The sequence below is a fragment of the Streptomyces sp. NPDC102274 genome, from assembly GCF_044766385.1.
GTDB lineage: Bacteria > Actinomycetota > Actinomycetes > Streptomycetales > Streptomycetaceae > Streptomyces.
In genome coordinates this window covers 1-19,064 of sequence record NZ_JBIWLW010000030.1, presented here as the reverse complement: position 1 = coordinate 19,064, position 19,064 = coordinate 1, and the positions used below count along the sequence as shown (strand labels likewise).

At 68.0% G+C, this 19,064-nt stretch carries 19 protein-coding genes; 10 read left to right on the top strand and 9 right to left on the bottom strand.

Annotated elements, in window-relative coordinates:
* Position 1 precedes the first annotated feature (1 nt).
* From sigM to trxA, 4 genes are all read left to right on the top strand, one after another.
* Entirely contained in the window at positions 2-706 is a 705-nt protein-coding gene (sigM, locus tag ACIRQP_RS31295; RefSeq protein WP_403895905.1) for an RNA polymerase sigma factor SigM, read from the top strand.
* On the top strand, positions 703-1,707 hold the full coding sequence (locus ACIRQP_RS31290) for a hypothetical protein (RefSeq protein ID WP_403895903.1): 1,005 nt from the start codon (positions 703-705) through the stop codon (positions 1,705-1,707). The genes sigM and ACIRQP_RS31290 overlap by 4 nt, the downstream gene beginning before the upstream one ends.
* A 119-nt stretch (positions 1,708-1,826) precedes the next feature.
* The gene (trxB, locus tag ACIRQP_RS31285) at positions 1,827-2,798 is read left to right on the top strand and encodes a thioredoxin-disulfide reductase (RefSeq protein WP_403895900.1); all 972 of its coding nucleotides are present in this window, start codon (positions 1,827-1,829) and stop codon (positions 2,796-2,798) included.
* Between the two features lie 43 nt (positions 2,799-2,841).
* On the top strand, positions 2,842-3,174 hold the full coding sequence (gene trxA / locus ACIRQP_RS31280) for a thioredoxin (RefSeq protein ID WP_030354367.1): 333 nt from the start codon (positions 2,842-2,844) through the stop codon (positions 3,172-3,174).
* A gap of 93 nt (positions 3,175-3,267) precedes the next feature.
* Here trxA and ACIRQP_RS31275 read toward each other — a convergent pair whose 3' ends face one another.
* The 9 genes from ACIRQP_RS31275 to rpmH all read right to left on the bottom strand — a co-directional run bounded on the left by ACIRQP_RS31275 (position 3,268) and on the right by rpmH (position 10,152).
* A complete protein-coding gene (locus tag ACIRQP_RS31275) occupies positions 3,268-3,885 on the bottom strand; it encodes a GNAT family N-acetyltransferase (RefSeq protein ID WP_403895897.1) in 618 nt (205 codons plus the stop codon).
* A 301-nt stretch (positions 3,886-4,186) separates the two neighbouring features.
* Entirely contained in the window at positions 4,187-5,287 is a 1,101-nt protein-coding gene (locus ACIRQP_RS31270) for a ParB/RepB/Spo0J family partition protein (protein ID WP_403895894.1), read from the bottom strand.
* Positions 5,284-6,360 (bottom strand): ParA family protein, encoded by a 1,077-nt coding sequence (locus tag ACIRQP_RS31265; RefSeq protein WP_403895891.1) that lies wholly within the window; start codon positions 6,358-6,360, stop codon positions 5,284-5,286. Before ACIRQP_RS31265 ends, ACIRQP_RS31270 begins: the two co-directional genes overlap by 4 nt.
* Before the next feature lie 265 nt (positions 6,361-6,625).
* Positions 6,626-7,342: a 16S rRNA (guanine(527)-N(7))-methyltransferase RsmG gene (rsmG, locus tag ACIRQP_RS31260; protein WP_403895888.1), complete on the bottom strand. Its 717-nt coding sequence runs from the start codon at positions 7,340-7,342 to the stop codon at positions 6,626-6,628.
* Between the two features lie 104 nt (positions 7,343-7,446).
* Positions 7,447-7,965, bottom strand: a complete 519-nt coding sequence (locus ACIRQP_RS31255) for a protein jag (protein ID WP_390810906.1) — start codon at positions 7,963-7,965, stop codon at positions 7,447-7,449.
* A gap of 14 nt (positions 7,966-7,979) precedes the next feature.
* Positions 7,980-9,257 (bottom strand): membrane protein insertase YidC, encoded by a 1,278-nt coding sequence (gene yidC / locus ACIRQP_RS31250; RefSeq protein ID WP_403895885.1) that lies wholly within the window; start codon positions 9,255-9,257, stop codon positions 7,980-7,982.
* Positions 9,258-9,260: 3 nt separating this feature from the next.
* Positions 9,261-9,620, bottom strand: a complete 360-nt coding sequence (gene yidD / locus ACIRQP_RS31245; RefSeq protein ID WP_403895882.1) for a membrane protein insertion efficiency factor YidD — start codon at positions 9,618-9,620, stop codon at positions 9,261-9,263.
* Entirely contained in the window at positions 9,617-9,988 is a 372-nt protein-coding gene (gene rnpA, locus ACIRQP_RS31240; RefSeq protein ID WP_403895879.1) for a ribonuclease P protein component, read from the bottom strand. The genes yidD and rnpA overlap by 4 nt, the downstream gene beginning before the upstream one ends.
* Before the next feature lie 26 nt (positions 9,989-10,014).
* The gene (gene rpmH, locus ACIRQP_RS31235; protein WP_030354375.1) at positions 10,015-10,152 is read right to left on the bottom strand and encodes a 50S ribosomal protein L34; all 138 of its coding nucleotides are present in this window, start codon (positions 10,150-10,152) and stop codon (positions 10,015-10,017) included.
* Between the two features lie 376 nt (positions 10,153-10,528).
* On the opposite strand from rpmH, the gene dnaA reads away from it, so the two are divergent.
* The 6 genes from dnaA to ACIRQP_RS31205 all read left to right on the top strand — a co-directional run.
* The gene (gene dnaA / locus ACIRQP_RS31230) at positions 10,529-12,301 is read left to right on the top strand and encodes a chromosomal replication initiator protein DnaA (protein ID WP_403895877.1); all 1,773 of its coding nucleotides are present in this window, start codon (positions 10,529-10,531) and stop codon (positions 12,299-12,301) included.
* 861 nt (positions 12,302-13,162) lie between these two features.
* Positions 13,163-14,293: a DNA polymerase III subunit beta gene (dnaN, locus tag ACIRQP_RS31225; protein ID WP_030354377.1), complete on the top strand. Its 1,131-nt coding sequence runs from the start codon at positions 13,163-13,165 to the stop codon at positions 14,291-14,293.
* A gap of 89 nt (positions 14,294-14,382) precedes the next feature.
* The gene (gene gnd, locus ACIRQP_RS31220) at positions 14,383-15,267 is read left to right on the top strand and encodes a phosphogluconate dehydrogenase (NAD(+)-dependent, decarboxylating) (RefSeq protein ID WP_403895874.1); all 885 of its coding nucleotides are present in this window, start codon (positions 14,383-14,385) and stop codon (positions 15,265-15,267) included.
* A gap of 35 nt (positions 15,268-15,302) precedes the next feature.
* Positions 15,303-16,502: a DNA replication/repair protein RecF gene (gene recF / locus ACIRQP_RS31215; RefSeq protein ID WP_403895871.1), complete on the top strand. Its 1,200-nt coding sequence runs from the start codon at positions 15,303-15,305 to the stop codon at positions 16,500-16,502.
* Complete coding sequence (locus tag ACIRQP_RS31210; protein ID WP_403895868.1) at positions 16,499-17,137, top strand: DUF721 domain-containing protein; 639 nt, start codon at positions 16,499-16,501, stop codon at positions 17,135-17,137. Before recF ends, ACIRQP_RS31210 begins: the two co-directional genes overlap by 4 nt.
* Before the next feature lie 452 nt (positions 17,138-17,589).
* The coding region (locus tag ACIRQP_RS31205) for an ATP-binding protein (protein WP_403895865.1) at positions 17,590-19,064 on the top strand (1,475 nt) is incomplete at its 3' end.

Genomic DNA, 19,064 nt, shown 5'->3' with positions numbered 1-19,064 from the left:
GTTGGACGATGCCGCACTCGGCGACTCAAGCGACCAGGACCTTCTGAGCGCTCATGTCGCGGGCCACCCTCACGCCTTCGGCGAGTTGGTACGGCGCCATCGGGACCGGCTCTGGGCAGTGGCCCTGCGGACGCTGGGTGACCGGGAGGAAGCCGCCGACGCGGTCCAGGACGCGCTCGTTTCCGCTTTCCGGGCGGCCCACACCTTCCGGGGGCAGTCCGCCGTGACCACCTGGCTGCACCGCATCACCGTCAACGCCTGCCTCGACCGGGCCCGTAAGGCGGCCTCACGCAGGACCTCCCCCGTGGACGACACCGAGCGTCTGGAGCAGCTCCTTGAGCCCCACGAGTCGGCCGAGGCCCCCGCGGAGCGCCAGGATCTCCACCGCGAGCTACTGGCGGCGCTGGCCAAACTCCCCGTCGATCAGCGGGCTGCCCTGGTACTGGTCGACATGCAGGGCTACCCCGTGGCAGAGGCCGCCGCGGTTCTGGGCGTACCCACCGGAACGGTGAAGAGCCGCTGCGCACGCGGCCGGGCCAGACTGCTGCCCATGCTCACGCATCTACGCGGGGCCACCAGGGATAACGGCAGTCTCGACAGGGGAAGGAACCGGACGCCGGGGGCATCCGTCCCACCGGCAGCGGAACCAAGAGATCCAGGACCGAGTGATCCTGCTGGAGTGAAGGGCGGAGGTGGGCGCGCGTGACATCTACGACCGACACGGCTCAGCACCCGGATGTCTCGGAGATCTCCGATCTCACGGAGGGACTGCTCTCGCCGTCCCGTACCGCCGATGTACGACGCCATCTCGACGGCTGTGCTCTGTGCGCGGACGTCCATAAATCGCTCACAGAGATCCGGGGACTGCTGGGCACGCTCCCCGGACCGCTCCGGATGCCGGCCGATGTCGCCGGCCGCATCGATGCCGCGCTGGCGGCGGAGGCGCTCCTCAACGCCACTGCCCCCGATGAGACCGCGGATGTTTCACGTGAAACATCGCCCTCGCCCCGGACATCCTCGCCCCGCACACCCGAGACACCCACGCCCGGGACACTCAGGCCCGTGACACCGGCCGTCGCCGCACCGACCGGACCGTCTGCCCCGGCGGAGTCCACGTCGGCGGACCCGGTACGAACGGACCGGCCCGCCGGCCGTCCGAGGGCAGCCACCGGCCCCGGCCGCAGCGGGCACACCCGCCGTCGCCGCCGCAACGCCGTCCTGGGCGCCGTCTTCGGCACAGCGGCCGTAGGCGTCAGCGTTCTCCTGATCCAGACGCTCGGGGTGTCGGACAACAGCGGCGACACCACGGCCAGCGCCCCGGCGAACGACAGCGAGGAGTTCTCGGAAGCCCATCTCCAGAGCCGCGTGGACGCGCTACTGGCCTCGGGCGCCGCGATCAAGGAGTCCAGGGGTTCGAAGGTCGAGGAGCCTCGCGATGCCGGGGGTGACCGGAGCACAGCGAATTCGCCGCTGCTCCAGCCCGAGCCCGAGGTCCCGCCCTGCATTCGACAGGGCACGGGCAGCACCGCGCCCACCCTCGCCGCCGAACCGGGCACGTACCAGGGCGGCAGCGCCTACCTCGTCGTTCTGCCACACGCCACCGACAGCACCCGGGTACAGGCCTATGTGATCGACGCGGCCTGCGTCGAGAGCGACCCTTCCGGCAAGGGCAAAGTCCTCTTGCAGCACGCCTACCTCCGCCGCTGACGACCCCCTTCGTGGAGCCGGGACACCTCGGGAATGCAGGACCCGTAGGATCCGTTGGATGGGGTGAAAGTCGTTGATCCGGCCCCAGTAGGCAGTCTGCAGAGACGAGGATGAAACCCGTGAGCGACGTCCGTAATGTGATCATCATCGGCTCCGGGCCCGCCGGCTATACGGCCGCGCTGTACACCGCGCGTGCATCGCTGAAGCCGCTGGTCTTCGAGGGCGCCGTCACCGCCGGTGGTGCGCTGATGAACACCACCGATGTGGAGAACTTCCCGGGCTTCCGCGACGGCATCATGGGCCCGGACCTGATGGACAACATGCGGGCGCAGGCGGAGCGCTTCGGCGCCGAGCTCGTCCCGGACGATGTCATCGCTGTCGACCTCAGCGGTGACATCAAAACAGTCACCGACACGGCCGGCACCGTGCACCGGGCCAAGGCCGTGATCGTCACGACCGGCTCCCAGCACCGCAAGCTCGGCCTGGCCAACGAGGACACTCTCTCGGGCCGCGGTGTCTCCTGGTGCGCCACCTGCGACGGTTTCTTTTTCAAGGACCAGGACATCGCCGTGGTGGGTGGCGGCGACACCGCGATGGAGGAAGCCACGTTCCTGTCGCGCTTCGCCAAGTCCGTCACGATCGTCCACCGCCGGGAGACGCTGCGTGCCTCCAAGGCCATGCAGGACCGTGCTTTCGCCGACCCCAAGATCAAGTTCGCCTGGGACAGCGAGGTCGCCGAGATCCACGGCGAGCAGAAGCTCTCCGGTCTGACCCTGCGCAACACCAAGACCGGTGAGACCTCCGCGCTCCCCGTGACCGGTCTGTTCATCGCGGTGGGCCACGACCCGCGGACCGAGCTGTTCAAGGGCCAGCTCGACCTGGACGCCGAGGGCTACCTCACCGTCGCCGCCCCGTCGACACGGACGAACCTGTCCGGAGTCTTCGGCGCCGGTGATGTCGTCGACCACACCTACCGCCAGGCGATCACCGCTGCGGGCACTGGTTGCTCCGCCGCTCTGGACGCCGAGCGTTTCCTCGCCGCGCTCAGCGACAGCGAGAACGCGGTGCCGGAGAAGACCGCCACCGTCTGACCAGCTGTACCGACCCACACCCCGCGAACCTAAGGAGGCCGCCGTGGCCGGCGACCTGAAGCATGTAACCGACGCCTCGTTCGACGAGGACGTACTCAAGAGCGACAAGCCTGTGCTGGTGGACTTCTGGGCCGCCTGGTGCGGACCCTGCCGCCAGATCGCCCCGTCGCTTGAGGCGATCGCGGCCGAGCACGGCGACAAGATCGAGATCGTCAAGCTCAACATCGACGAGAACCCGGCCACGGCAGCCAAGTACGGCGTCATGTCCATCCCGACGCTGAACGTGTACCAGAACGGCGAGGTCGCCAAGACCATCGTCGGTGCCAAGCCCAAGGCCGCGCTCGTACGTGACCTTGAGGACTTCATCGGCGAGTAAGCCGGCGGCTCCGGCCCTCGATGTTTCACGTGAAACGGGCCGACTTCCCCCTGGGGAGTCGGCCCGTTTCTCTTTCTGTCTACGCTGCCCGGCTCAGAGCGGCCGTAGCGCGGGCTCCTTCTTGACGGCTCCCAGCAGCCGGTCCAGCGCCAGCTCCACGTCTTCCTTCCAGGAGAGCGTGGTCCGCAGCTCCAGCCTCAGCCGTGGATACGTCGGATGCGGACGTACGGTCTTGAAGCCCACTGCCAGCAGATGATCCGCGGGGAGCACACAGGCCGGCTCCTTCCAGCGAGCGTTGCCGAAGGCTTCGATCGCCTTGAACTCCCGCCGCAGCAGATCCTTCACCACGGTCTGCACCATCACCCTGCCGAGACCCTGCCCTTGATACCCCGGCATCGTCCACGCGGTCATCAGCTGGACGGCGTCCGGGGAGACCGGGCTCGTCGGGAAGGCCATGGACCGTGGCACATACGCCGGAGGCGCGTACAGCACGAAGCCGACCGGCACATCGTCGATATACACAACGCGGCCGCAAGATCCCCACTCCAGCAGAACGGCCGAGATCCAAGCCTCCTTCTCGGCCTCAGCCCTGCCTGCCCCTACCGCTGCTTCCCCGCTGACCGGATCAAGCTCCCAGAAGACACACGCTCGGCAGCGCTTGGGGAGGTCGGAAAGGTTGTCCAGCGTGAGCGGTACGAGCCGACGCCCCATGGAGGCTGTTCCTCACTTCCTTCGCCTGCCGCGCCACGGGCTGCTGTCAGCGCGCTCCGCTCCCGAAGCAGGCTGCCGACGAAGCCGCCGAGCACTCCAAGACCCAGTCCGGCCGATAACAGCCGACTGCGGCTCACCGATCGCATGGCCCCCGCGCTCCTTCCAGGATGGATCAAGGTGGATGCGCCATACCAAACGCATCGTATCCACCCGCAGATGTCCGGCACACCGCGAGACAGCAAAGGGCGGGCCGTGTTCCGGTAAGCATGGAACACGACCCGCCGGGGGCTGTCTGAGGGCCTCAGCTCTCGTCGTCTTCCTCGGCTTCTTCGGCGAGTCCCTTGTCCAGGACGCGCCCCTCACCCGGGGCGAGGGTGCCAAGAATCCGCTCCAGATCGTCCATTGAAGCGAACTCGACGACGATCTTTCCCTTCTTCTGGCCCAGGTCGACCTTCACCCGGGTCTCGAAGCGATCCGACAGACGTGACGCGAGATCAGTGAGCGCCGGCGACAGCCGGGCACCGGCCCGCGGCCCCTTCGACTTGGGGGAGTTCTGCGGGCGCGAACCCATCAGGGTCACGATCTCCTCGACCGCTCGCACGGAGAGCCCCTCGGCCACGATGCGGTGAGCCAGCCGGTCCTGCTCCTCGGAGTCGTCCAGCGCGAGCAGCGCCCTCGCGTGACCGGCCGAGAGCACACCAGCGGCGACCCTGCGCTGCACCGGGGGAGAGAGGCGCAGCAACCGGAGCGTGTTGGAGACCTGCGGCCGTGAGCGGCCGATCCGGTCGGCCAGCTGGTCATGCGTGCAGTTGAAGTCCTTGAGCAACTGGTCGTAGGCCGCGGCCTCTTCCAGCGGATTCAGCTGGGCACGGTGCAGATTCTCCAGCAGCGCGTCGAGCAGCAGCTTCTCGTCGTCGGTCGCGCGGACGATCGCCGGGATGCGCTCCAGTCCGGCTTCCCGGCAAGCCCGCCAGCGCCGCTCGCCCATGATGAGCTCGTAGCGCTCCGACCCCACCTGCCGTACGACCACGGGCTGAAGGAGACCGACTTCCTTGATGGAAGTGATCAGTTCGGCGAGGGCGTCCTCGTCGAACACCTCGCGCGGCTGGCGTGGGTTCGGCGTGATGGAGTCGATGGGCACTTCGGCGAAGTGCGCCCCTGCCGTTGCCGTCGGTTCGGGCGCCGCTTCGAATTCCGGCGCGACCGTCTCCGCTTCCGGCACCACGGAGGCCTGCGGCAGCGACGTCACCTTCGCGGCGGCCACACCCCGCTCCGCGGTCAGTACGGGAGCCGCTCCTGGAGCGGCAGCGGCCGCTCCAGGAGGGGTCACCTGCTTCTCCTGCGGAGCGGCAGGGATCAGCGCACCGAGCCCACGTCCCAATCCCCTGCGTCGGTCGCTCACTGGATCCCCTCCGACATACTCTGCTGACTGTTCTGACTGCCCGCATGGGCCTGCTGGGCGTCGTAGTGCACCCCGACCCCCCGTAGAGCGATCTCACGGGCGGCTTCGAGATACGACAGGGATCCGCTGGACCCCGGATCGTAGGTCAGCACCGTCTGCCCATAGCTCGGTGCCTCGGAGATGCGTACGGACCGAGGGATGCTCGTCCGCAGCACCTCCTTGCCGAAGTGGCTCCGTACCTCGTCAGCCACCTGCGAGGCGAGCCGCGTCCTGCCGTCGTACATGGTGAGCAGGATCGTCGAGACATGCAGTGCGGGGTTGAGATGCCCCCGCACCAGATCGACGTTCCGCAGCAGCTGACCCAGCCCCTCCAGTGCGTAGTACTCGCACTGGATGGGGATCAGCACCTCCGCGCCGGCGACCATCGCATTGACGGTCAGCAGGCCGAGCGAAGGCGGGCAGTCGATGAGGATGTAGTCCAACGGCTGCTCGTACGCTTCGATGGCCCGCTGCAGTCGGCTCTCCCGTGCCACCAGCGATACCAACTCGATCTCCGCACCGGCGAGATCGATGGTGGCCGGGGCACAGAAGAGACCTTCGACGTCCGGGACGGGCTGGACCACTTCCGAAAGTGGCTTGCTCTCCACCAGGACGTCATAGATCGAGGGAACTTCGGCGTGATGGTCGATCCCGAGCGCCGTGGAGGCGTTGCCCTGGGGATCGAGGTCGACCACCAGAACGCGCGCGCCATGGAGCGCGAGCGAGGCGGCGAGATTGACCGTGGTGGTGGTCTTCCCTACGCCGCCCTTCTGGTTGGCAACGACGATGACACGCGTCTGCTCTGGGCGGGGCAGCCCCTCACCGGCGCGGCCCAGTGCCTCCACCGCCAGTTGGGCAGCACGGCCAATGGGGGTGTCGTCCATCGGGGGCGGTGTTTCACGTGAAACATCCTCCCCCGCCGACTCGGTACGGGGACCGGGGACCGGATCGGTCATCGGTCCCGCGATGTTGGCGTCGGACCGCAAGGATTCACTCTCCTCGACTTCAGACTCGCAATGGACAGAGCCTGCCATGCTTTCGGGGTCGTGAACCAGCGAGGCCCGTGGTTCTGTGGATGAATCCATCTCTGTGGACAACCCCACCCCCCTTACGAGGGGCTTTCGGCCGCGCGGTGTAGCAGCAGCGCGGCCACGGCCGATGATTCCCTGCAGCAGTGAGCGACGTTTCACGTGAAACACGATGCACGGGCCGCAGAGCTACACCGTCACGACACTCCGCAATGCATAGGTATGGCAGCTTGTATGGAGCATCACTGGTAGGCAGTACGGACTGTACGGCTCAACGGCGGCGCCGCGCACGGCCGGCCCGTGCGGCCTTGGCCCGCTTCGTGGCGAACCGCACACCGCCGGGGCTCTCCCCGGCCTCCACCCGTACCACGGTGGCCAGCGGGTCGACGATGCCCTCACCGACATGCAGGATCGAGGTCTCCACCACGCCGAGCCTGCTCAGTGCGGCACGGGCCCCGTTGATCTCCTCCTCGGCGGTGTCACCCTTGAGCGCCAGCATCTCGCCGTACGGCCGCAGCAGAGGCACCCCCCAGCCCGCCAGCCTGTCCAGGGGAGCCACCGCGCGCGCCGTCACCACATGCACCGGCTGCAGGGTGCCGAGGACCTCCTCGGCCCGGCCACGCACCACCGTCACATGGTCCAGGCCGAGCAGCTCGACGACTTCCTGAAGAAAGTTCGTCCGCCGTAGCAGCGGTTCCAGCAGCGTGATCTTCAGATCGGGCCGTACCAGCGCCAGCGGGATCCCGGGGAGCCCCGCGCCCGAACCGACATCGCAGACCGTTACGCCCTCGGACACGACCTCGGAGAGCACCGCGCAGTTCAGTAGGTGCCGCTCCCACAGCCGTGGCACCTCGCGCGGGCCGATCAGGCCGCGCTTGACCCCCGCGTCCGCCAGTAGTTCCGCGTAGCGGACAGCCTCCGGAAAGAACTCACCGAAAACAGTGCGTGCCTCGTCCGGTGCGGGGGGAAGCTCTGCTGCCTCCGTCACGGGAACCGTCCTTCCATACCGAACCACCGACCGGTGGCTGACTATCAGGCTGACAAAGATCGGCCCCGTCTGTGCAACAGACGGGGCCGAAAAGAATGGGCCGCTCAGGCAGGGAGCACCACGACGAAGCGCTGCGGCTCCTCGCCCTCGGACTCACTGCGCAGACCCGCGGCGGCGACCGCGTCATGCACGACCTTCCGCTCGAAGGGTGTCATGGGGTTCAGCTTCACCGGCTCACCGGTGCTCTTCACCTCGTCCGCGGCCTTGGCGCCCAGCTCGGCCAGCTCGGTGCGCTTCTTGGCCCGGAAGCCGGCGATGTCCAGCATCAGCCGGCTGCGGTCGCCGGTCTCCCGGTGCACGGCGAGCCGAGTCAGCTCCTGAAGTGCCTCCAGCACCTCACCGTCGCGTCCGACAAGCTTCTGCAGATCCCGTGCCGAGTCACTGATGATCGAGACCGCGGCCCGGTCGGCCTCGACGTCCATGTCGATATCGCCGTCGAGATCAGCGATATCGAGCAGACCTTCGAGGTAGTCGGCCGCGATCTCCCCTTCCTGCTCCAGGCGGGTCAGGGTGTCGCCCCCCTCGTCGGCGGACTCGGCGGCGGAGATGGTGCCTTCCGTCACGGATGGACTCCTTCTTACTTCTTGGACGGGTGCTTGGGCCGCTGCTGGCCCTTACGCTGCCCCGACTTGGCTTGGCGTGCGGAACCGGCGGCGGGCTTGCCCGACGGCTTGGACTTGGTGTCCTGCGGCTCGCCCTTCTGCAACGAAGTCTTCGCCGGCTCACCAGCGTCCTCGGAGTCCATGGGCTGAGCGGGCTTGTCCGTACCCGACGGAGTGGCGGCGGACTGCCGCTTCGCCTTGGTCTGGCGCTTGGGCTGGTGCCGCCTCGCCGCGGCACCGGACTCCGCCTCGGCAGCGGCGGTGTCGCTCTTGATCACCGTTCCGTCGGGCTGCGCGGCCAGCCCCGCCTTGGCCAGGCTCGTGAAGAACTTGCGCTCGTTGTCATTACGATCCGGGCCCTTGGCCACGATCGCCTGGACGATGTTGCGCTTACGTCGGGACCGAACCTCGCTGTGCGCGGTGATGTTCTTCAGCAGACGCTGCAAGTACTGGTCCTGCGCCTTGCTGCCCGGGGTCGGGTTCTGGTTGATCACATACATCTGCTGGCCCATGGTCCACACGTTCGTGGTCAGCCAGTAGACGAGCACACCGACGGGGAAGTTGACACCCGTGACGGCGAAGATCAGCGGGAAGATGTACATCAGCATCTTCTGCTGCTGCATGTACGGCGTCTTGACCGTCAGGTCGACGTTCTTCGTCATCAGCTGGCGCTGCGTGTAGAACTGCGACGCCGACATCATCACGATCATGATCGCGGTGACGACCCGTACATCGGTCAGCGAGGCGTTCAGGGACGCGACCTTGTCGGTGCTGTCCATGAACTTGGCGGCCAGCGGGGCACCGAAGATATGCGCCTGACGCGCGCTGTCGAGCAGCCCCTGGTCGATGACACCGATGGTCTTGCCACTCGCGATGCTGGAGAGCACGTGGTAGAGGGCGAAGAAGAACGGCGACTGCGCCAGGATGGGAAGACACGAGGAGAGCGGGTTGGTACCCGTCTCCTTGTACAGCTTCATCATCTCTTCGGACTGACGCTGCTTGTCGTTCTTGTAGCGCTCCTGGATCGCCTTCATCTTGGGCTGGAGCACCTGCATATTGCGGGTCGACTTGATCTGCTTGACGAACAGCGGGATCAGACAGATCCGGATCAGTACCACCAGGGACACGATGGACAGTCCCCAGGCCCAGCCTGTGTCGGGGCCGAAAATCATCCCGTACAGCGAGTGGAACTGGACGATGACCCATGAAACAGGTGTGGTGATAAAACTGAAGAGACTGGCAATCGTGTCCACTAATCAGGCTCCTTGAGCTTTGGGCGAGGTCTCTGCGGCCGGGCTCGGGGCGTCGGGGGCCGATCCCCCGGAGGGCGCGCCAGCGGCGGAGTGTCCGCCCTTTCCGCCGCGCCAGGCATTGCGCAGCGATTCATGCCAGCGCGGGCGTTTGCGCGGCGGGACATGGTCCACACCACCCGGCGACCACGGATTGCACCGCAGGATGCGCCAGGCGGTCAGCGCCGTGCCCTTCACCGCGCCATGTCGGTCGATGGCCGTGTATCCGTAGTGCGAACACGACGGGTAGTACCGGCAGACGGGCCCGAGCAGCGGGCTGATCGTCCACTGGTACAGCTTGATCAGAGCCAGCAGCGGGTATTTCATCGCGTGCCCCCTCCCAGCAGCCGCTGCAAGGCGGCGTCCAGGTCTCGGGCCAGGTGTGGATATTCGGCGTCGCCTGCTCCGGGCAGCGCCCGTACGACAACCAGGCTACCGGGGGGCAGCTCGGACAGTCGTTCGCGTATCAGATGACGCAGTCTCCGCTTCACCTGGTTACGGACGACGGCTCCACCCACGGCCTTGCTCACGACGAAACCCGCACGCGTCGGGGAGGCGCTCTCCCCAGGCGCGTGCGGGTCCGTTGCACCGCTGCGTAGATGGACGACGAGAAGCGGGCGTCCGGCCCGGCGTCCCCGGCGTACCGCGGTCGCGAAGTCCTCGCGCCGCCTCAGCCGATTCTCGGTAGGCAGCACGTCATGACCTGTTGGCGATCAGGCGATCAGGCCGACAGACGGGCGCGACCCTTGCCACGGCGAGTCGCGAGAATCGCGCGGCCGGCACGGGTACGCATCCGCAGCCGGAACCCGTGGGTCTTGGCGCGACGACGGTTGTTCGGCTGGAAGGTGCGCTTGCTCACTCGGGGGCTCCAGAAAATGATGTGTGGATGGCGGGACATCGCCTGGCTGTCACCGTGCGCCCACGAGAAGCTGAGAAGCTCGCGATCACGCTCGAGTGCACCGCTTCACAACCACAGATCGTGATCTTTGCCCATCGGAGGCAGGCGGCAGCAGCCATCGACAACTCGACCTGGTCACGGTACGCGCGGCTACGCCATCCGGTCAAACCCGCTCCGAGCCGGGCTCCATTGTGCACAGGCTGTGGACAACAACTTGAACCGCGCGGGTCGCCCTGACTACCGTGGCTGAACTCCGGCTTCATTTCCTGCCGGTCTTCCCATCCCGTCCCGAGAACCACGCATTCGTGGGACCTGGACCTGCGAGAGAGCGTGCCTTGTGGCTGATGTACCTGCCGATCTTGCCGCAGTGTGGCCACGAGTGCTGGAGCAGCTCCTCAGGGAGGGCCAGCAGGGCGTCGAGCCCAAGGACAAACAGTGGATCGAACGCTGCCAGCCCCTCGCGCTCGTCGCCGACACCGCACTGCTCGCCGTCCCCAATGAATGGGGCAAGAGAGTCCTGGAGGGCCGGCTCGCCCCTCTCATCAGCGAGACGCTGAGCCATGAGTGCGGCCGGCCCATCCGGATCGCCATCACCGTCGACGACTCGGCGGCCGAGCCGACGCCGCCGGCCCCGCCCGTGCCCCAGCAGCACCGCTACCAGGGGCCGTCCCATGACGAACAGCGGCAGGGCGATACATACGACGGCTACGGGCACCGACCGTCGGACGACGGCATGCCGTCGGTACGGCCCGCGTACCCGGACTATCAGCAGCAGCGCCCCGATCCCGGCGCCTGGCCGCGGACCCAGGAGGACCTGTCCTGGCAGCAGCCCCGGCCCGGCGGCTACCAGGATCGCGACCCGTACGCCACCGCTCATCAGCAGCAGCCGCAGCACGACTACCGGCAGCCGCAGGGTCAGGAGCGCTCTCCGTACGAACAGCGCGCCGAACGGCACGATCTCCAGGAGCCGCCGTCACCGCGTCACGGCGGGCCCAATGTCGGCCGCGGGGGTCCACACGGCGGACCGCTGGGGCCGCTGGGTGCCCAGCCCGCCCCGGCCCCGGGTCCGGGCGAGCCGCATGCCCGGCTGAATCCCAAGTACCTCTTCGACACGTTTGTCATCGGGGCGTCCAACCGGTTCGCGCACGCGGCCGCGGTCGCGGTCGCCGAGGCCCCGGCGAAGGCGTACAACCCGCTCTTCATCTACGGGGAGTCCGGGCTCGGCAAGACGCATCTGCTCCACGCCATCGGGCATTACGCGCGCAGCCTCTACCCCGGCACGCGCGTGCGGTACGTGAGCTCCGAGGAGTTCACGAACGAGTTCATCAACTCGATCCGCGACGGCAAGGGCGACACCTTCCGCAAGCGGTACCGGGATGTCGACATCCTGCTGGTCGACGACATCCAGTTCCTGGCGAGCAAGGAGTCGACGCAGGAGGAGTTCTTCCACACCTTCAACACACTCCACAACGCCAACAAGCAGATCGTGCTCTCCTCGGACCGGCCGCCCAAGCAGCTGATCACCCTTGAGGACCGGCTCCGCAACCGCTTCGAGTGGGGCCTGACCACCGACGTCCAGCCGCCGGAGCTGGAGACGCGTATCGCGATCCTCCGTAAGAAGGCGGTGCAGGAGCAGCTCAACGCCCCGCCCGAGGTACTGGAGTTCATCGCCTCCCGGATCTCGCGGAACATCCGCGAGCTGGAGGGAGCGCTGATCCGGGTGACGGCGTTCGCCTCGCTCAACCGGCAGCCGGTGGACCTCGGGCTCACCGAGATCGTGCTCAAGGATCTGATCCCGGGCGGGGAGGACTCGGCCCCGGAGATCACCGCGAGCGCCATCATGGCGGCGACCGCCGATTACTTCGGGCTGACGGTGGAGGACCTCTGCGGCTCGTCGAGGAGCCGGGTGCTGGTGACGGCCCGGCAGATCGCGATGTACCTCTGCCGTGAGCTGACCGATCTCTCCCTGCCCAAGATCGGCGCGCAGTTCGGCGGCAGGGACCATACGACCGTGATGCACGCGGACCGGAAGATCCGCGCGCTAATGGCCGAGCGGCGCTCGATCTACAACCAGGTCACGGAGCTCACCAACCGCATCAAGAACGGCTGACAGCCGGCTCTCCGCCCGCTGCCGAGGCGCTCAGGGACACCGTCCGCGACGGTCCCTGAGCGCCTTTTCGCGGTGTCAGGACCCCGCGGCGGCCGGGTCCGCGTGTCGCCGCCCGGCCCTGGCTGTTCGAATACCTGGCGGTGGAGGGTTCTTCTCCACAGATCGGGTCGCGATCTTCCGTCCACAGCCTGGGGACCGGGAAGTTGTCCAGGCTGCGTCCACAGGCGCAGCGGACGGAGGGCCATCGGTCCAGGTCAGAGCCCTGTGGATTTGTGGCCGACGCTGCTCCACAGACTGTGGACGAAAAATTCTTCCACAGGGCCTCGACGCTGTTGTCCACTGGCAGCCCACAGGTGGGCCTCCCTTTCCCACAGCTTCTCCACACCCCTGTCCACTGTTCGGCAACGAAACCCTCGGGATCGCTGAGTCGAGTGAAAGGCGTCACACCAAGGAGGTCGATTGGGCTGTGGGGAACGTGGGTAAAGCTGGGGACGCGGCTGGGGAGAAGTCCCTGTGCCCTGTGCACCGGTTGTGCAGAACTTTCGCCCGTCCACAGAACGACCGGGTTGTCCACTGACTGCGCCCACAGGGCCGGTGGACAAAAAAACGGGTCTGACCTGCGCGGATGGCGTTATCCACGGTTTCCACAGGCCCTACTACTACTGCCACTCAGAGTTAACGGGGAATCCGCTTCGAAGAAGGCCCTGTGCACAACTCGGCCCCGGAGCCCCCGGCAGCTGTCGCTCCGACTTGACCCGCAGCCGCACCGACTGTCGGCGCCGTACGTCAGACTGGTCCCCGGCATCACAGCCGACGACGAAGGCCAGCAGGGCGAGCCAGCAACAGCAGGAGGCGGTTCCGGTGAAGATCCGGGTGGAGCGCGATGTACTCGCGGAGGCGGTGGCCTGGGTGGCCCGTAGCCTTCCGGCCCGTCCGCCGGCGCCCGTACTCGCAGGCCTTCTGCTGAAGGCCGAGGACGGCGCTCTCAGCTTCTCCAGCTTCGACTACGAGGTCTCGGCGCGGGTCTCGGTGGACGCCGAGGTCGAAGAGGACGGCACCGTCCTCGTCTCCGGCCGGCTTCTCGCCGACATCTGCCGCGCGCTGCCGAACCGGCCGGTGGAGATTTCCACAGACGGTGTACGGGCGACCGTGGTCTGCGGCTCCTCGCGCTTCACGCTCCACACCCTCCCGGTGGACGAGTACCCGGCGCTGCCGCAGATGCCGACCGCGACGGGCACCGTCCCCGGTGAGGTCTTCGCCTCGGCCGCCTCCCAGGTCGCCATCGCCGCGGGCCGCGACGACACGCTGCCGGTGCTGACCGGCGTACGGATCGAGATCGAGGGCGACACGGTCACCCTGGCCTCGACCGACCGCTACCGCTTCGCGGTCCGTGAGTTCCTGTGGAAGCCGGAAGCCCCCGATGTGTCCGCGGTCGCGCTGGTGCCCGCCAAGACGCTGCTGGACACCGCCAAGGCGCTCACCAGTGGTGACACGGTCACGCTGGCGCTCTCCGGGGCGGGCGCCGGCGAGGGGCTGATCGGTTTCGAGGGCGCCGGGCGGCGTACGACCACGCGGCTGCTCGAAGGTGATCTGCCGAAGTACCGCACGCTCTTCCCGACCGAGTTCAACTCGGTCGCGGTAATCGAGACCGCCCCGTTCGTCGAGGCGGTCAAGCGAGTGGCGCTGGTCGCCGAGCGGAACACCCCGGTGCGGCTCAGCTTCGAGCAGGGCGTGCTGATCCTGGAGGCCGGCTCCAGCGATGACGCACAGGCTGTGGAGCGCGTCGACGCGCAGCTGGAGGGCGATGACATCTCGATCGCCTTCAACCCGACCTTCCTGCTCGACGGGCTGAGCGCGATCGACTCGCCGGTCGCGCAGCTCTCCTTCACGACGTCCACGAAGCCGGCGCTGCTCAGCGGCCGCCCGGCGGTCGACGCGGAAGCGGACGAGGCGTACAAGTACCTGATCATGCCGGTACGCCTGAGCGGCTGACCCCACAGGTGAGTGGCCGGGTCCGGGCGTAGGCTCGGACCCGGGTACGAACCCTGGTACGAATCGCCTCAACGCTTAAGGAACACCTGATGGAGCTCGGTCTCGTCGGTCTCGGCAAGATGGGCGGCAATATGCGCGAACGTATACGCCGCGCAGGCCACACCGTCATCGGATACGACCGCAATCCGGACCTCGCCGATGTCCACAGCCTCCAGGAGCTGGTCGGCAAGCTCAAGGGTCCGCGAGTGGTGTGGGTGATGGTTCCGGCCGGTGCCGCGACGCAGGCCACGATCGACGAGCTGGCCGAGCTGCTGTCACCCGGTGATGTGGTGGTGGACGGCGGGAATTCCCGCTGGACGGACGACGAGAAGCACGCGGTCGAGCTGGGCATCAAGGGCATCGGCTTCGTCGACTGCGGTGTCTCCGGCGGCGTCTGGGGCCTGAACAACGGCTACGCGCTGATGTACGGCGGCTCCCCGGAGAACGTGGCGAAGGTCGAGCCGGTCTTCGACGCGCTCAAGCCCGAGGGCAACTTCGGTTCCGTGCACGCCGGCAAGGTCGGCGCGGGCCATTTCGCCAAGATGGTCCACAACGGCATCGAGTACGCCATGATGCAGGCCTATGCCGAGGGCTGGGAGCTGCTGGAGAGCGTCGACTCGGTCACCGATGTCCGTGAGGTCTTCCGCTCCTGGCAGGAGGGCACGGTCATCCGTTCCTGGCTGCTGGACCTGGCTGTCAACGCCCTGGACGCGGATGAGCACCTGGAGCAGCTGAAGGGCTACGCGGAGGACTCCGGCGAGGGCCGGTGGACGGTCGAGGCGGCCATCAACCACGCGGTGCCGCTGCCCGCGATCACCGCGTCGCTGTTCGCGCGGTTCGCGTCCCGGCAGGACGACTCGCCGCAGATGAAGATGGTCTCGGCGCTGCGCAATCAGTTCGGCGGCCACGCGGTCGAGCCGAACACGCCGAAGTAGCAGAGCCCGCAGCCGGGGGAGGCCCGCGTACATCCATGCACGTCACGCATCTGTCGCTGGCCGACTTCCGGTCCTACTCCCGGGTCGAGGTGCCGCTCGATCCGGGAGTCACCGCGTTCATGGGGGCGAACGGGCAGGGGAAGACCAATCTGGTCGAGGCGGTCGGCTATCTCGCGACCCTCGGCAGTCACCGGGTGTCGTCGGATGCCCCGCTGGTGCGGATGGGCGCGGACCGTGCGGTGATCCGGGCCGCGGTCACCCAGGGCGAGCGTTCGCAGCTGGTGGAGCTCGAGCTCAATCCCGGCCGCGCGAACAGGGCGCGTATCAACCGGTCCTCGCAGGTCAGACCGCGTGATGTGCTGGGGATCGTACGGACGGTGCTGTTCGCGCCGGAGGATCTGGCGCTGGTGAAGGGCGATCCGGGTGAGCGGCGCAGGTTCCTCGATGAGCTGATCACGGCGCGGTCGCCCCGGATGGCCGGGGTGCGGTCGGACTACGACCGGGTGCTCAGGCAGCGCAATACGCTGCTGAAGTCGGCGGCCATGGCGCGGCGGCACGGCGGGCGCGGCATGGATCTGTCGACGCTGGATGTGTGGGACCAGCATCTGGCGCGTGCGGGGGCGGAACTGCTGGCGCAGCGGGTCGATCTGATCGCGACGCTCCAGCCGCTGGCGGACAAGGCGTATGAGCAACTGGCTCCCGGGGGCGGTCCGGTGGCGCTGGAGTACCGTTCCTCCGCCGGTGATCCCGGCGATTCGGGGGCGCCCGGCACCTCCGGCGATGACGCTTCGGTGCCCGGGGCCGCGGACGGGTTCGTGGCCGCCGGGGCGACATCGCGCGACGAGTTGTACGCGCATCTGCTGGCGGCCCTGGCCGAGGTGCGCAAGCAGGAGATCGAGCGGGGTGTGACGTTGGTCGGTCCGCACCGCGACGACCTGGTGCTGAAGTTGGGCCGGCTGCCCGCGAAGGGGTACGCCAGCCATGGCGAGTGCTGGTCCTTCGCGCTGGCGCTGCGGCTGGCCTCGTACGATCTGCTGCGCGCCGAGGGCAATGAGCCGGTGCTGGTGCTGGACGACGTGTTCGCCGAGCTGGACGCGCGGCGGCGGGAGCGGCTCGCGGAGCTGGTGGTTCCGGGTGAGCAGGTGCTGGTGACGGCGGCCGTGGACGACGATGTGCCGGGGGTGCTGGCCGGGGCGCGGTTCACGGTGGCCGACGGTGCGGTGGAGCGCGTATGAGTACCTCTCGCGGGCCGTACGGGGCGGCCGGGTCCGACGGATCCGGGGTGCCCGCCGAGCTGCCCGGCTCCGCGGCGGGCGCCGCCGCTCCCGGGGTCTCCGGAGCTCCGGGTGCGCCGCTGCCACCGGAGTCGTCGGGTGTGGATCTGGCGCGGGTCGCGCTGCGCGCGGCGAAGGAGCAGGCGCGGGCGCGGGGCGCCGCCGTACAGCAGAAGAGGCAGGCGGGGCGTGGCGGCGGGCTGCGTTCGGGGGCGCGGGCGGACGGCCGTGATCCGCTGCCGCTGGGTGCGGCGATCAACCGGCTGATCACGGAGCGGGGCTGGGAGACGCCGGCCGCCGTGGGCGGGGTCATGGGCCGGTGGCCGCAGATCGTCGGCGAGGACGTGGCGAAGCACTGTGTGCCGCAGCGGTACGACGACGGCAATGACGAGCGGGTGCTGACGGTGCAGTGCGATTCGACGGCCTGGGCGACGCAGCTGCGGCTGCTGGCGCCGCGGCTGGTGGCCCGGCTGAACGAGGACCTGGGGCATGGCACCGTACGGATGATCAAGGTGCTGGGTCCGGGCGGTCCGCCGCAGCGGTTCGGCCGACTGCGGGCGCCGGGCAGCAAGGGCCCGGGTGACACGTACGGCTGATGGCGCCGGTTCCGCCTTGACAGCTGGAAGAAGGCTCTGACCAGGGGTTTCGGCTGCGGTGGGACGCGGCTGCCGACCGCCGGCCGCCCTGCGGCCGCGGGTCCGGCGTGCTGTCGCGTGGCCCGCCGCGGGCCGGTCGCCGGGCTGCTCCGGCCCTCTCTGCGACTCCGGGATGTCCTGGTGGGACGTCTGTGGAGATTGAGGTGTCCCTCACCGTAGTGGGAGGTTGACAGGCCGAAGCGCTCAATGCCGGTGTGAGCCTCTTGGAGCCCCTTCCCGAATATGGGGAGTCGGTGGGCGCTCATTCAGGGCGGCACATGCGGACTCAGGTACCGGCAAACCCCCATTCGGGTCGGCGCTACCGGTAGACTGGTGAAAATCCCGCTCTGCTTGCGGGACCCGTCGATACAAGCCGAACGACGCAGCCGCTCCCGCTAGCCGGAGAACGGCCTGTGCTGTGCCAGAAAGGGCGCTTCGTGGCCGATTCCGGCAACCTCAATGAGAAGACTCCGTCCACCGCCACTGGAGAGAACGGCGAGGTCACCGCCTCGTACGACGCCAGTGCAATCACCGTGCTCGAGGGCTTGGACGCGGTCCGCAAGCGGCCCGGCATGTACATCGGCTCCACCGGTGAGCGTGGGCTGCATCACTTGGTGTACGAGGTCGTCGACAACTCCGTCGACGAGGCCCTGGCCGGGCACGCGGACGCCATCGACGTGACGATCCTGGCCGATGGCGGGGTGCGCGTGGTCGACAACGGCCGCGGTATCCCGGTGGGCATCGTTCCGTCCGAGAACAAGCCGGCCGTCGAGGTCGTGATGACAGTGCTGCACGCGGGCGGCAAGTTCGGCGGCGGCGGTTACGCCGTCTCCGGCGGTCTGCACGGCGTGGGCGTCTCCGTCGTCAACGCGCTCTCGACGAAGGTCTCGGTCGAGGTCAAGACTGACGGCTACCGCTGGACGCAGGACTACAAGCTCGGTGTGCCGACGGCTCCGCTGGTCCGCAACGAGGAGACCTCGGACTCCGGTACGACGGTGACGTTCTGGGCCGACCCGGACATCTTCGAGACGACGGAGTACTCCTTCGAGACGCTGTCGCGGCGTTTTCAGGAGATGGCCTTCCTCAACAAGGGCCTGACCCTGACGCTGACCGACGAGCGCGAGTCGGCGAAGGCCGTCGTGGGCGCCGATGTCGCGGGCACGGACGCGACGGAGGGTACGAGCGAGGAGCCGGTCCGTACGGTCACGTACTTCTACGAGGGCGGCATCGTCGACTTCGTGAAGTACCTGAACTCGCGCAAGGGCGAGCTGATCCATCCGACGGTCATCGACATCGAGGCCGAGGACAAGGAGCGGCTGCTCTCGGTCGAGATCGCGATGCAGTGGAACGCGCAGTACAGCGAGGGCGTGTACTCGTTCGCGAACACGATCCACACGCATGAGGGCGGTACGCACGAGGAGGGCTTCCGCGCCGCGATGACCGGTCTGGTCAACCGCTACGCGCGCGAGAAGAAGTTCCTGCGCGAGAAGGACGACAACCTGGCGGGCGAGGACATCCGCGAGGGTCTGACCGCGATCATCTCGGTGAAGCTGGGCGAGCCGCAGTTCGAGGGCCAGACGAAGACGAAGCTCGGCAACACCGAGGCGAAGACCTTCGTCCAGAAGATCGTGCACGAGCACCTCACGGACTGGTTCGACCGCAACCCGAACGAGGCGGCGGACATCATCCGCAAGTCGATCCAGGCCGCCACGGCCCGGGTCGCCGCCCGTAAGGCGCGGGATCTCACCCGGCGCAAGGGGCTGCTGGAGAGCGCGTCGCTGCCGGGCAAGCTCAGCGACTGCCAGTCGAACGACCCGTCGAAGTGCGAGATCTTCATCGTCGAGGGTGACTCCGCCGGTGGTTCCGCGAAGTCGGGCCGTAACCCGAT